The 15,635-nt window shown below is 74.6% G+C and carries 1 pseudogene; it reads left to right on the forward strand.

The features are described from left to right. Positions 1 to 73: 73 nt before the first annotated feature. Positions 74 to 15,421 (forward strand): annotated as a pseudogene (locus JIG36_RS53450) (SDR family NAD(P)-dependent oxidoreductase); the annotation flags it as partial. Positions 15,422 to 15,635 lie beyond the last annotated feature (214 nt).

Raw genomic sequence — 15,635 nt, forward strand, 5'->3', positions numbered from 1 at the left:
CCATGTGAGTGGCTCGCGGCTCGCATTGAACGGGGGAGCAGTACGCATGGATCCGGTGACGGATATCGCCGTGATCGGGATTTCCTGCCGGTTGCCGCGGGCTCGGAATCCCGAGGCACTGTGGGGACTGCTGCGCGACGGCCGCAGCGTGCTCGGTCCCGTTCCGGCCGACCGCTGGCCGGACCGGGACCGAGGCGTCGGCGTCGGCGGCTTCCTGGAGGACGTCGGCCACTTCGACCCGGCGTTCTTCGGGATCACGCCGCGCGAGGCCGCGGTCATGGATCCGCAGCAGCGGCTCGCTCTCGAGCTCGGCTGGGAGGCGCTGGAGGACGCCGGCGTGCCGCCGGGACAGCTCGCCGGGACGTCCGCCGGTGTTTTCCTCGGCGCCGCAAGCAACGACTACGCCCTGCTCGCCGACCGACAGGGGCGGTCCGGTATCACCGCCCACTCCTTTCTCGGCCAGCAGCGCACGATGATCGCCAACCGGCTCTCGTACGCGTTGCGGTTGCGCGGCCCGAGCCTGACCGTCGACACCGGACAGTCGTCGTCCCTGGTGGCCGTGCACCTGGCCTGCGACAGCCTGCGCCGGGGCGAGTCGTCGGTCGCGATCGCCGGTGGGGTCAGCCTGACGCTGACCGTCGAGACCGCGCTCGCCGTGGCCCACACCGGGGCGCTGTCACCGGACGGTGCGTCGCGGGCGTTCGACGCCGCCGCCAACGGTTTTGTCCGGGGCGAGGGCGGTGCCCTGGTGGTGCTCAAACCGCTCGGCGCGGCCCGGGCGGACGGCGACATCATCGTCGCTGTCATCCGGGGCAGCGCGGTCAACAACGACGGCGGCGGGGCGGGGCTGACCGTTCCCGAGGCCCGCGCCCAGGAGGAGGTCATCCGGCTGGCCTGCGCACGGGCCGGGGCCGACCCGTCCGAGCTCCGGTACGTCGAGTTGCACGGCACCGGCACCCGGCGCGGCGACCCGATCGAGGCGGCCGCCCTGGCCGCGGTCACGGGCGGCCGGCCACCCGGATCGCCCCTGCTGGTCGGCTCGGTCAAGACCAACGTCGGGCATCTCGAGGCCGCTGCCGGTGTCACCGGCCTGATCAAGGTCGCGCTCGCCCTCCGGCACGGTGAACTTCCGCCCAGCCTGAACTTCACCGCCGAACGGCCGGACACTCCGTTGGCCGAGTGGAACCTGCGTGTCCTCACCGAGCGCACCGCCTGGGAGCGGCCGTTCCTCGCGGGGGTCAGCTCCTTCGGCATCGGCGGCACCAACTGTCACGTGGTGGTCGCGCCGGCTCCGCCTCCCGTTACGGACGCGCCCGCCCCGCCCATGACCGCAGCCCCGTGGATTGTCTCTGCGCGAACCCCCGAAGCCCTGCGTGACCAGGCCCGCAACCTGTTGTCCGGGCTGGAGGACATGCCGGACGCCACACTCACCGACGTCGGTCACGGGCTGGCGACGACCCGGACGGCGTTCGCCGAACGGGCCGCGGTGGTCGGCACGGATCGGGCGGGCATGGCCGCCGGACTGACGGCGCTGGCCGAGGGCCGGACGGCGCCGGGGGTGGTGCGCGGCCGCCCGGCCGAGGGCGGGCTCGGCCTGCTCTTCACCGGGCAGGGCGCCCAGCGGCCCGGCATGACCGCCGAGCTGTACGCGACCTTCCCCGTCTACGCCGCAGCGCTCGACGAGATCGCCGCCCGCTTCGACGCGCTGACCGGCGGCACCCTGCTCCGCGAGATCATGGCCGGGGACGGCCTGGACCGCACCGAGGTCACTCAGCCCGCCCTGTTCGCCGTCGAGGTGGCCCTCTACCGGCTCGTCCGGTCGTGGGGCCTGCGCCCGGCCCGCCTGCTCGGCCACTCGATCGGCGAGATCGTGGCCGCCCACGTCGCCGGGGTGCTCAGCCTGGACGACGCCTGCACGCTGGTCGAGGCGCGCGGACGTCTGATGGGGGAGTTGCCTCCGGGTGGCGCGATGACCGCGGTGCAGGCCACCGAGGAGGAGGTCGCGGAGCTGCTGGACGGCGAGGCCGGCCCGGTGTCGATCGCCGCCGTGAACGGGCCCTCCGCGGTTGTCGTCTCCGGCGCCCGGGACGCCGTCGCCCGGGTCGCGGAGAGTCTGCGCCGGCACGGGCACCGGACCCGGGACCTCCCGGTCAGCCACGCGTTCCACTCGCCGCTGCTGGAGCCGATGCTCGAGCGTTTCGCCGAGGTGGCGCGATCGTTGACGTACTCGCGGCCGGGCATCCCGGTTGTCGGCGGGCACACCGGCGCGCCGGTGCGCGAGTTCACCGCCGACTACTGGGTGAGGCAGGCGCGCGAGGCGGTGCGGTTCGCGGCGGGTGTCGAGGACCTGCACGCCGCCGGCGTCACCCACCTTTTGGAGCTGGGCCCGGACGGTGTGCTGGCGGCGATGGCCCGGGAGTGCCTGGCCGGCCGCGAGGTCACCGTGGTGCCGTTGCTGAGGCGCGCCCGCCCGGACGCCGAATCGGTGGCCGCCGCCCTGGCCACGTTGCACGTCGCCGGGGCCGAGGTGGACTGGGCGGCCTACTTCGCGCCGTTCCGGCCGCGCCCGGTGCGGCTGCCGACCTACGCGTTCCAGCGCGAGCGGTACTGGCTGGGCGAGGCGGCACCGGCCGTTCGCGCGGCTGGACCGGCGGCGGTGCCGGCGCCCACGGCTGATCTGGCCGGTCTGGTCCGGGCCGAGGTGGCGGGAGCACTGGGCTCAGCCGACCCGGCGGCGGTCGACGTGCATCGGACCTTCCGCGGATTGGGCCTGGACTCGCTGATGCTGGTCGAGCTGGCGAGCCGCCTCTCCACCGCGACCGGCCTCGCCCTGACCACGGCCGACCTGTTCGACCACCCCACGCCGCACCGTCTCATCACCCACCTGACGGCTGCCCCGCCCGCCGCCGACGAACCACCCCGGCCCTCGGAGGCCGGGGAACCGATCGCCGTCGTCGCGATGGCCTGCCGCTACCCGGGTGGCGTGGCCTCACCCGACGACCTGTGGCGGCTCGTCGCCGACGGGGTGGATGCCATCGGCGACTTTCCCGCCGACCGTGGCTGGGCGGGCCGCGGCCGCGGCGGATTCCTGTACGACGCCGCCGAGTTCGACGCCGAACTGTTCGGGATCAGCCCGCGCGAGGCCGCTGCCATGGACCCGCAGCAGCGTCTGCTTCTGGAGCTGTCCTGGGAGGTCTTCGAGCGCGCCGGTCGCCCCCCGGAGAGCGGGGCCGGCGTGTTCTTCGGGGTGAGCCCGCTCGGGTACGGGCCGGCACTCGACGAGCCGGCCGAGGGCACCGAGGGGCACCGGCTGACCGGCACCACGCCCAGTGTGGCGTCGGGCCGGGTGGCGTACGCGCTCGGACTGCACGGCCCGGCGCTGACGGTCGACACCGCCTGCTCGTCGTCGTTGGTGGCCGTGCATCTCGCGGTCGAGTCGCTGCGCCGCGGCGAGTGCTCGGCCGCGCTGGCCGGCGGCGCCGCGGTGATGGCCACACCCGGCATGTTCGTCGAGTTCGCCCGGCAGGGTGGTCTGGCCGCCGACGGACGGTGCAAACCGTTCGCAGCGGCGGCCGACGGGACGAGCTGGTCCGAGGGCGCGGGCGTTCTGCTGCTGGAGCGGCTGAGCGACGCGCGGCGGCTCGGGCATCCGGTTCTGGCCGTGGTGCGCGGTTCGGCGGTCAACCAGGACGGCGCGTCCAACGGTCTCAGCGCCCCGAGCGGTGCGGCCCAGCAACGGGTCATCCGGGCCGCCCTCGACGCGGCCGGGCTGTCACCGGCGGACGTGGACGCGGTGGAGGCGCACGGGACGGGGACGACGCTCGGAGACCCGATCGAGGCCCAGGCGATTATTTCCGCGTACGGGGAAAGGGATCGCCCCCTCTGGCTCGGGTCGGTGAAGTCGAACCTCGGGCACACGCAGGCCGCGGCGGGCGTCGCCGGTCTGATCAAAATGGTCGAGGCGATGCGGCACGGGCTGTTGCCGCGCACCCTGCACGTCGACCGGCCGACGCCGCATGTGGACTGGTCGGCCGGATCGGTGCGGCTGCTGGCCGACGCCGTGCCGTGGAAGTCCGGCCGGCCGCGCCGGGCGGGCGTCTCCTCGTTCGGCATCAGCGGCACCAACGCCCACCTGATCGTCGAGGGTGTCACCGAGGAGGCGGTCACCGCGGCCGAGCCGAGCGGCCCGCCGGACGTGCCGTGGATCGTCTCCGGTGCCGGCCCGCAAGCCGTCGCCGCCATGGCCGGGAAACTCGACGCGCTGCCGTCCGGGACCCGCCGGGTGGATGTGGCCTACACGCTGGCGACCGGCCGGGCGGCCCTGGATTACCGGACGGTGGTCGGTCAGGACGTGATCCGCCGGGCGGGTGACGGCCGGGTGGTGTTCGTTTTTCCGGGTCAGGGTTCGCAGTGGACCGGGATGGGTCTGGAGCTCTGGGATTCCTCGCCGGTGTTTGCGGAGTCGATGCAGGCGTGCGAGGAGGCGTTGAGGCCGCATACGGGTTGGTCACTGCGCGAAATCCTGGCGGGCCCGCTCGATGAGGTTGATGTGGTGCAGCCGGCGTTGTTCGCGGTGATGGTGTCGTTGGCGGCGTTGTGGCGTTCGTACGGTGTCGAACCTGCGGCGGTGGTTGGTCATTCGCAGGGGGAGATCGCGGCCGCGTATGTGGCGGGTGCCTTGTCTTTGGAGGACGCCGCGCGGGTGGTGGCGTTGCGGAGTAGGGCTTTGCGGTCGATCGCGGGCCGGGGTGGGATGGTGGCGGTTCCGTTCGCCGACGTCGACCCGGGCGGCCTTTCGATCGCAGCCGTGAACGGCCCGGACTCGACGGTGCTCGCCGGCGACGTGGAGGCGGTGGAACGTTTCCTGACGGTGGAGCCGCGGGCGCGTCGGATCGCGGTGGATTATGCGTCGCATTCGCCGCAGGTGGAGGCGGTGCGTGAGGAGGTTCTGGCGGCGCTGGCCGGGGTTGAGCCGCGGGAGCCGACGGTGCCGTTCCTGTCGACCGTAGCTAAGGGTGTGCCGTTGGATGCGGCGTACTGGTATCGGAATCTGCGGGAGACGGTACGGTTCGCTGATGCGGTCGCGGATGCGCCTGGTGTTCTGCTTGAGGTGAGCCCGCATCCGGTCCTGGGTCTCGAGTTGGGCACGCTGCGCCGGGATCAGGGTGACATCTTCGGGGCGGTGGCTGAGGCGTGGACGTACGGGGCGACCGTCGACTGGGCCGCGGTCTACGCGGGCCGTGACGCGCGCCGGGTCGATCTCCCCACCTACCCGTTCCAACGAAGTCGATACTGGCTGACCCCTCGCCGTGGCGAGGGCCCCGACCGCGCGGCGCACCCGCTGCTCGACACCACGATCGACCTTCCCGACGGCGGCCGGGTCTGCTCCGCCCGCCTCTCCACCGACGACCACCCCTGGCTCACCGACCACGCCGTGCTCGGCACCGTGCTGCTCCCCGGTACGGCGCTGCTCGAACTGGTGCTGCACGCGGCCCAGGGTGACCACATCGCCGAGCTGGCCCTCGAATCGCCCCTGCGGCTGTCGCCGGGCACACCGGCACACCTGCGGATCACCGTGGCCGCCGACGACAACGGCCGCCGCGCGGTCACCGTCCACTCCCGGCCGTCCGGCGACGGGCCCTGGACCCGCAACGCCCAGGGGTCCGTGTCGGCCGGTTCCGGTCGCACACCACCGGAACCGCTCACCACCTGGCCGCCGCCGGGCGCCGTCCCCCTCGACCTCGACGACCGGTACGAGACTCTGGCGGCCGCCGGATTCGGCTACGGACCGGCCTTCCGGACGCTGCGCGCCGTGTGGCGGCGCGGCGACGACCTGTACGCCGAGGTCCAACTGGCCGCCGACCGGCCACCCGGGACGTACTCCCCGCACCCGGCCCTGCTCGACGGCGCTCTGCACGCTCTCGGCCTCGGCCCGTTCCCGGCCGACGGCGGCACCTGGCTCCCGTTCGCCTGGTCGGATGTCACCCGGCACAGCGACGCCCCCGCCACCGGGCTGCGGGTGCGGATCACCCCGGCCGGCTCGGACACGGTGACCCTGACGGTCTTCGACGCCGCCGGCACACCGGTGCTGAGCGCCGGGTCGATGCGGGCCCGCCCGGTCACGGCGGCCCAGCTCGGCGTCGACCCGGGTGCCCTCTTCGAGGTGCGGTGGACCGACACGCCGGAGGGCGCGACGACCGTACCGGAAAAGGGTTTTGCCGAGATCGATCCGCTCGCGGGTGACGGGCCGGTGGCGACGGCCCACGCGGCCGTCCGGGAAGCGTTGCGTGTGGCGAAGGAGCACCTGGCCACCGACAGCGGACGGCTGGTGGTGATCACCCGGGGTGCGGTTGCCGCCGCCGACCGGGACGAGGTGCCCGGACTGGCCGCGGCCGGGGTGTGGGGTCTGATCCGCTCGGCACAGAACGAGAACCCGGACCGGTTCGTGCTCCTCGACCTGGAACCGGGTGCCGCCGTGCCGGACGCGATCCCGGACGGCCACAACCAGCTGGCGATCCGGGCCGGGGCGGTGCTCGCTCCCCGGCTGGTCCCGGCGACGCCGGCGCCGGGCGCCACACCGGTCGGCCTCGATCCGGACGGCACGGTGCTGATCACCGGCGCCACCGGCACACTCGCCCGCCTCGTGGCCCGCCACCTGGTCACCACCCGCGGGATCCGCCGTTTCCTGCTGCTCAGCCGCACCCCGGCCACCACGCTCGCCGCCGAGCTGACCGCGCTCGGGGCGGAAGCCACCGTCCGCACGCTGGACGTGGCCGACCGGAAGGCTTTGCGGGCCGCGCTGGCCGGGCACCAGCTGACCGCCGTGGCCCACCTGGCCGGTGTCCTCGACGACGGCGTGATCGGCTCCCTCACCGGCGAACGGCTCGACCGGGTGCTGCGGCCGAAGGTCGACGCCGCCGTGCACCTGCACGAGTTGACCGCCGGCACCGACCTGCGGGCCTTCTGGCTGTTCTCCTCGGTGCTCGGGTTCACCGGCGGACCGGGGCAGGCCGCCTACGCCGCCGCCAACACCTTCCTCGACGCGCTGGCCCAGCACCGCCGCGCCGCCGGACTCCCCGCCCTGTCCCTGGCCTGGGGACTGTGGGCCGAGCGCAGCGGCCTGACCGGTCAGCTGAGCGAGCTCGACCTGCGCCGCCTGGCCCGCAACGGCCTGGTACCGCTCACCACCGAGCAGGGCCTGTCCCTGTTCGACCGGGCCTGCACGCTGGACACCGCGCTGGCCGTACCAGCCCGCCTCGAACCGGCCACGCCGGCCCGGCGGCCGCCGTCACGCCTGGCCGGGCTGCCCGCGGCCGAGCGCCGTGAAGCCCTCCGTGACCTGGTGCGCCGGGCGGCCGCCACCGTGCTCGGCCACCCGGCCGACCATCCGATCGACGCCGACCGGCCGTTCAAGGCGCTCGGCTTCGAGTCGCTGACCGTGCTGGAGCTGCGCAACCGGCTCGCCGACGCGACCGGGCTCCGGCTGCCGGCCACACTGGTCTTCGACCACCCCACCACGGCCGTGCTGGCCGACCACCTGAACGATCTGTACGCGGACAAACGGCCGTCCGCCCCAGCGGTTCCGGCCCCGGCCCCGGCCGGCCACGAGCCGATCGCCGTCGTAGCAATGGGTTGCCGCTATCCCGGCGGCGTGCGGTCGCCCGAGGATCTGTGGCGGCTCGTCTCGGCCCGCGGCGACGCCATCTCCTCGTTCCCCGCCGACCGGGGCTGGGCCCGTGACGGCGTCGGTGGCTTCCTTTACGACGTGGCCGATTTCGACGCCGAGCTGTTCGGGATCAGCCCCCGCGAAGCGACCGCGATGGACCCGCAGCAGCGGCTCATGCTGGAACTGACGTGGGAGACCTTCGAACGGGCCGGCCTCGACCCCCGATCGGTGCGGGGCGAACCGGTCGGCGTCTTCACCGGGGCGATGTACCACGACTACGCCGGCCGGTTCACCACCGCACCGGAGGGCTACGAGGGGCACCTGCTGACCGGCAACACGGGAAGCGTGATGTCGGGACGGGTGGCCTACACGTTCGGCCTGCACGGGCCCGCGCTGACGGTCGACACGGCCTGCTCGTCGTCGCTGGTGGCGGTGCACCTGGCGGTCGAGTCGCTGCGCCGCGGCGAGTGCTCGATGGCCCTGGCCGGCGGCGTCACGGTGATGGCCACACCCACCACCTTCGCCGAGTTCGCCCGGCAGGGTGGTCTGGCCGCCGACGGGCGGTGCAAGCCGTTCGCGGCCGCGGCCGACGGCACGGGATGGTCCGAGGGCGCCGGGGTCCTGCTGCTCGAACGGCTGAGCGACGCCCGGCGGCACGGGCACCCGGTGCTCGCGGTGGTGCGGGGTACGGCCGTCAACCAGGACGGCACGTCCAACGGCCTCAGCGCGCCCAGCGGCCTGGCCCAGCAACGAGTCATCCGGGCCGCGCTGGCCGACGCCGGGCTGCGGCCCACCGACGTCGACGTGGTCGAGGCGCACGGCACCGGCACCACGCTGGGCGACCCGATCGAGGCCCAGGCCCTGATCGCGACCTACGGCGCGGACCGTGAACGGCCGTTGTGGCTCGGCTCGGTCAAATCGAACATCGGGCACACCCAGGCCGCGTCCGGGGTGGCGGGCCTCATCAAGATGGTCGAGGCGATGCGGCACGAAGAGCTGCCGCCGACCCTGCACGTCGACCGGCCCACCCCGCACGTCGACTGGCCGGCCGGCGCGGTGACCCTGCTGACCGAGGCCGCGTCGTGGCCATCCGGGGAACACCCGCGCCGGGCCGGGGTGTCGGCGTTCGGCATCAGCGGCACCAACGCCCACGTCATCGTCGAGGACGTCGAACCGCGGCCGGCCGGCACCCCGGCCCGCCCCGCCACACCGGTCCCGTGGCCACTCTCCGGCCACCGGCCCGAGGCGCTGCTCGGGCAGGCCGCGCGCCTGCGGTCGTTCCTCGCGTCGGCGCCACCCGCGCGTCCGGCCGACATCGGGGCGGCGCTGGCCGCCCGAACCGGGTTCGACCACCGGGCGGTTGCCGGGGGCGAGGAAGCCCTGGCCGCGCTCGCGGCCGGCCGTGAACACCCCGACCTGGTACGCGGTACCGCCACCACCCCGGCCCGGCCGGTGTTCGTGTTCCCGGGTCAGGGCTCGCAGTGGACCGGGATGGGTCTGGAGCTGTGGGATTCCTCGCCGGTGTTTGCGGAGTCGATGCAGGCGTGCGAGGAGGCGTTGAGGCCGTTCACGGGTTGGTCGTTGCGGGAGGTTCTGGCGGGCCCGCTCGACGAGGTTGATGTGGTGCAGCCGGCGTTGTTCGCGGTGATGGTGTCGTTGGCGGCGTTGTGGCGTTCCTACGGTGTCGAGCCGTCGGCTGTCATCGGTCATTCGCAGGGGGAGATCGCCGCTGCGTATGTGGCGGGTGCTCTCACCCTGGAGGACGCCGCGCGGGTGGTGGCGTTGCGGAGTAAGGCTTTGCGGTCGATCGCGGGCCGGGGCGGAATGGTGGCGGTTCCGTTCGCCGATGTCGACCCGGGCGAGTTGTCGATCGCGGCGTTGAACGGGCCGGACTCGACGGTCCTGTCGGGTGAAACGGTTGCGGTGGAACGTTTCCTGGCCGCGGAGCCTAGGGCGCGTCGGATCGCGGTGGATTATGCGTCGCATTCGCCGCAGGTGGAGGCGGTGCGTGAGGAGGTTCTGGCGGCGCTGGCCGGGGTTGAGCCGCGGGAGCCGACGGTGCCGTTCCTGTCGACCGTAGCTAAGGGTGTGCCGTTGGATGCGGCGTACTGGTATCGGAATCTGCGGGAGACGGTCCGGTTCGCTGATGCGGTCGCGGATGCGCCTGGTGTTCTGCTCGAGGTGAGTCCGCATCCGGTCCTGGGTCTCGGTTTGGGGACGTTGCGCCGGGACCAGGGTGACCTCACGCGGGCGCTGGCCGAGGCCTGGACCCACGGCCTGCCCGTCGACTGGACAGCCGTCCACGGCCCGCACGCACCGGCGCCGGTCGACCTTCCCACCTACGCGTTCCAACGCCGCCGCTACTGGCTGGACGCACCCGCGCCACCCCCGGCCGGCGGCCCGGCGAGCTACCGGATCGCCTGGCACCCGGCCACCCTGCCCGAAGGCGCCCTGCACGGCACCTGGTTGCTGGTCACTCCGGACGGCACTGACCACCCCGACCTCGCCGCGGCGCTGACCCGGCACGGCGCCGACGTGCGTCAGGTCTCCGCCGGCGACCTGTCCGGCGTCGGCCCCGTCGCCGGTGTCCTGTCGCTGCTCGGTTACGACGACACCCCGCATCCGGACCACCCCGAGGTACCCGCCGGCCTGACCGCCACCCTCGCCCTGACCCAGGCCCTCGGAGACGCCGGGATCACCGCACCGCTGTGGCTGGCGACCCGGGGCGCGGTGTCGGCCGGCGCCGGCGACCCGCCCCCGGCGCCGCGGCCGGCTCTGATCTGGGGGCTGGGCCGGGTCATCGGCCTCGAGCACGGCGACCGCTGGGGCGGCCTGGTCGACCTTCCGGAAACCGTCGACGACGTGGCGGCCGCCCGGCTGGCCGCGGTCCTGGCCGGGCCGGACGGCGAGGACCAGGTCGCCATTCGCGCCGACGGCGTCTTTCTGCGCCGGCTCGTGCCCGCACCGGCGGATCCGCACCCGGCCGGATCGTGGCAGCCGTCCGGAACCGTGCTGATCACCGGCGGTACGGGTGCGCTCGGCGCGCACGTCGCCCGGTGGGCCGCCCGCAACGGAGCCGAGCATCTGGTGCTGCTCAGCCGCCGGGGACCGGACGCGCCCGGCGCCGACCGGCTCCGTGAGGAGCTGACCGGGCTCGGTGCCCGGGTCACCGTCACCGCCGGTGACGCCGGCGACCGTGACCAGCTCGAAGCGGTCATCACCGAGCACCCGCCGACGGCCGTCGTGCACACCGCCGCGGCGCTGGACGACGCCGTGGTGCAGCGGCTGCGCCCCGACCAACTCGCGACCGCGCTGCACGCCAAGGCCACGGCCGCCGCCAACCTGGACGAGCTCACCCGGCACCTCGATCTGCGGGCGTTCGTGTTGTTCTCCTCGATCGCCGGCACCCTCGGGGTGCCGGGCCAGGGCGGCTACGCCCCGGCGAACGCCTTCCTCGACGCGCTGGCCGAGCGCCGCCGGGCCGCCGGCCGGCCTGCCACCTCCATCGCCTGGGGCGCCTGGGCCGGCGCCGGCATGGCCGCTGCGGCCGCCGTCGAAGACCTGTTACGCCGGCACGGCCTGCCGCCGACGCCGCCGGAGGTGGCCCTGGCCGGAATGCACCGGGCCGTCGACTCGGGCGCCGCCACCCTGGCCGTCATGGACGTCGACTGGGACCGGCTCCACCTGGCCTTCACCGCGTCTCGGGCGCGGCCGCTGCTGCACGCCGTGCCGGAGGTGCGCGCCATCCGGGCCGCCGAGTCCCGCCGGGCCGTCCACGAACCGCATCAGCTGTCCGCCGGGCCGCCGGCGGAGCGGCAGCGGGCGCTGCTGGCCCTGGTTCGCGAGCAGGTGGCGGTCACCCTCGGGCACACCGACCCCGGGTCCGTACGGGCGGATCGTGCGTTCAAGGACCTCGGGCTCGACTCTCTGACCGGAGTGGAGATCCGGAACCGGCTCGCCGCCGCGACCGGGTTGCGCCTGCCCGCGACGGTGGTCTTCGACGAGCCGACCCCGGCCGCGCTGGCCCGGCGGCTCGGCGCGGAACTGTTCGGCGGTGAGGCCTCGCCCGCAGCTCCGGCCGTCGCGGCCGCCGACGGCGACCCGATCGTGCTGGTCGCCACGAGCTGCCGCTTCCCCGGCGGCATCAACACTCCCGAAGACCTGTGGCGTACGGTCCGGGACGGCGTCGACACGGTCGGCCCGTTCCCGGCCGATCGCGGCTGGAGCGACGACCACCAGAACCCTTCGTACGCCCGCAAGGGTGCCTTCCTGCACGACGCGGCCGGGTTCGACGCCGCGTTCTTCGGGATCAGCCCGCGCGAGGCCCTCGTCATGGACCCGCAGCAGCGTCTGCTCCTGGAGATCGCGTGGGAGGCGGTCGAACGGGCCGGCATCGATCCGTCCTCGCTGCGCGGCAGCCGCACCGGCGTCTTTGCCGGCACCAACGGCCAGGACTACCCGGCCCTGCTGGCCGGAGCACCGGACGCCACCGACAGCGGGGAGGGGTATCTGGTCACCGGCAGCGCGGCGAGCGTCTTCTCCGGGCGCATCGCGTACGCCCTGGGCCTGGAGGGCCCGGCCCTCACCGTCGACACCGCCTGCTCGTCGGCGCTGGTCGCCCTCCATCTGGCCGCGCAGGCGCTGCGGCGCGGCGAATGTGACCTGGCCCTGGCCGGTGCGGTCACCGTCATGTCCACACCGGTCCTATTCGCCGAGTTCAGCCGTCAACGGGGGCTCGCCGCCGACGGCCGGTGCAAACCCTTCGCCGCGGCCGCCGACGGGACCGGCTGGGGCGAGGGCGCCGGCATGGTTGTCCTCGAACGGCTCTCCGACGCGCGCCGTCACGGGCATCCGGTGCTGGCCGTGCTGCGCGGCAGCGCGGTCAACCAGGACGGCGCCAGCAACGGGCTGACCGCCCCCAACGGCCCGGCCCAGCAACGTGTCATCCGGCTGGCGCTGGCCGACGCGGGATGGCGCCCCGGTGCGGTCGACGCGGTCGAGGCACACGGCACCGGCACCCGGCTGGGCGACCCGATCGAGGCTCAGGCACTGCTGGCGACGTACGGCCAGGACCGGGAGCGGCCGCTCTGGCTCGGCTCGGTGAAGTCGAACCTGGCCCACACCCAGGCCGCCGCCGGTGCCGCCGGGCTGATCAAGATGGTGGAGGCGCTGCGGCACGGAGTCCTGCCGGCCACGCTGCACGTGGATGCGCCGACCCCGCAGGTGGACTGGTCGGCCGGGGCGGTGCGGCTGCTGACCGAGCCGGTGCCGTGGCAGCCGGTCGACGGGGAGCCGCGCCGATTCGGGATCTCCGCGTTCGGCATCAGCGGAACCAACGCCCACGCCGTGTTCGAAGCCCCACCGACCGTCGCCCCGGACCCGGCGGGGACCGATTCCGGGGCACTGCCGTTCCTGCTGGCCGGGCACAGCGCGGAAGCTCTGCGGGCCCAGGCCCGGCGTCTGGCCGTGGCCCTGCGCGAGGACACCGGCGCCCGCGACCTCGACGTGGCCTTTTCGCTCGCCACCGGCCGGGCCGCGCTTGATCATCGGGCTGTTGTGGTCGCCGAGGGCCGCGACGACCTGCTGCGCGGGCTCGACGCCCTGGCCGCGGGGCGACCGGCCGCCCACGTCGGCACGGGCGTGCCCGGCAGCACCGGAGACGGCTTGGCCTACCTGTTCACCGGCCAGGGAAGCCAGCGCGCCGGCATGGGAGCGGGCCTGCGGGCGGCGTTCCCGGCCTACGCCCGGGCGTTGGACGCGGTCGCTGACCGGCTCGACCGGCACCTCGACCGGCCGCTGCGCGACATCCTCGACGACCCGGCCGCGCTCGAACGGACCGACTACGCCCAGGCGGCCCTCTTCGCGGTCGAGGTGGCCCAGTTCCGGCTGCTGGAGAGCTGGGGCATCCGGCCGGTCCGGCTGGCCGGGCACTCCATCGGTGAGATCGCCGCCGCGCACGTCGCCGGCGTCCTGGACCTCGGCGACGCGGCCACCCTGGTAACCGCCCGGGGGAGGCTCATGCAGGCGGTGCCGCGCCCCGGGACGATGGCCGCGATCGAGGCCACCGCCGGCGAACTGCAGCCGATGCTCGACGGCCATGAGACAACGGTTGCCCTCGCCGCGGTCAACGCGCCCCGGGCCTGCGTGATCTCCGGCGACCCGGACCAGGTCGACCGGATCGCCGCCCACTTCCGCGACCGGGGCCGCCGGACCCGCACCCTCCGGACCGGCCACGCGTTCCACGCTCCGCACCTGGACGGCATGCTGGCCGAGTTCCGGACGGTGGTCGAGACCCTCACCCTCGCGCCACCGCGGATCCCCATTGTCTCCACGGTCACCGGCGAACCCCTGACCGACGCCGACGCCCGCGACCCCGGCTACTGGACCCGGCAGGTCCGCGAACCGGTGCGGTTCCTCGACGCCATGCTCCGGCTGGCCGCCGACGGCACCACGACCTACCTGGAGATCGGTCCGGACGGAGTGCTGTCCGGCCTCGCCGAGCAGTGTGCCGGCGTACCGGCCGTGCCGGTGCTCCGGGGACCGCGCCCGGAAGTGGCCGCCGCGATGGCCGCCGTGGGCCACCTTCACGCGCACGGCACAGCCGTCGACTGGGCGGCGGTGTTCGCCGGCACCGGAGCCCGCCGGATCCCGGTGCCCACCTACGCCTTCCAGCACCGCCGGTTCTGGCCGGTCGGCGACGGCGGGACCACGGACGCCGTGTCGCAGTGGCGTTACCGGATCGACTGGCAGGCCCGGCCCGAACCCGTACCGGCCCGGCCGGACGGCACCTGGCTGGTCCTTCTGCCCTCCGGTGTGGATCCGCTCGTCGAGGCGCTGGTCGGCTCGGGAGTCAGGGTGCTGGCCGGCACCGACCTGCCGGACCCGGCCCGCCTGGCCACGGCCGGGCCGATCGGCGGCGTCCTGAGCCTGCTGCCACCCGACCGGACCCTGACGCTGATGCACGCCCTCGCCGCCACCACCGTCCGGGCGCCGCTGTGGCTGGTGACCCGCCGGGCGGTCAGCACAACGGCGCCGGATCCGTCGGCCGCGGCCGTCTGGGGCCTGGGCCGGGTCTTCGCCCTGGAACACCCCGGCCGCTGGGGCGGACTCATCGACCTTCCGGACCACCTGGACCCGGCGAGCATCAGACGACTGCTGGCGGTGCTCGGTGGCGGCGCCGGCGACGAGGATCAGATCGTCATCCGCGCCGACGGGATCCGGGCCCGCCGGCTGCGGCGCCGCGGTCCCGGTGGAACCTCCGGATCCCCCTGGCAGCCGCGGGGAACCGTGCTGATCACCGGCGGGACCGGAGCGCTCGGCGGTCACGTCGCCCGGTGGCTGGCCCGAGCCGGGGCGCCGCATCTGCTGCTGGCCGGGCGGCGCGGCGAGGAGACACCCGGCGTCGCGGAACTGCGCGCCGAGCTGAACGCCCTGGGAACCCGGGTCACCGTCGCGGCCTGCGACGTCGCCGACCGGGAGGCGGTCCGGCGGATGCTGGCCGGCATCCCCGCGGACCAGCCGCTCAGCGCGGTCGTGCACACGGCCGGAATCGTGCGGGAGGCGCCCCTGGCCGAGACCGGCGTCGCCGACCTGCACGAGGTCGCCGCGGCCAAGGTGGGCGGGGCCGAACACCTCGCCGACCTGCTCGGCGACACCCCGCTCGACGCGTTTGTGCTGTTCTCCTCCGTCTCCGGTGTGTGGGGCGGCGGAGGGCAGGCCGCCTACGCCGCGGCGAACGCCGCCCTGGATGCCGTCGCGGAGCGGCGCCGAGCCCGCGGTCTGACCGCCACCTCGATCGCGTGGGGGCCGTGGGCGGGCGGCGGCATGGCCGGCAAAGACGCGACCGAGCGACTGCGCCGCCTCGGACTGGCCGCGATGGAGCCCGGCCGGGCGCTCGCGGTTCTGCGGCAAGCCGTCGCCGACGGGGAGACCACCCTCGCGGTGGCCGACGTGGACTGGGACCGGTTCG

Origin of the sequence: Paractinoplanes ovalisporus (assembly GCF_016834655.1) — a bacterium.
Lineage (GTDB): Bacteria > Actinomycetota > Actinomycetes > Mycobacteriales > Micromonosporaceae > Actinoplanes > Actinoplanes ovalisporus.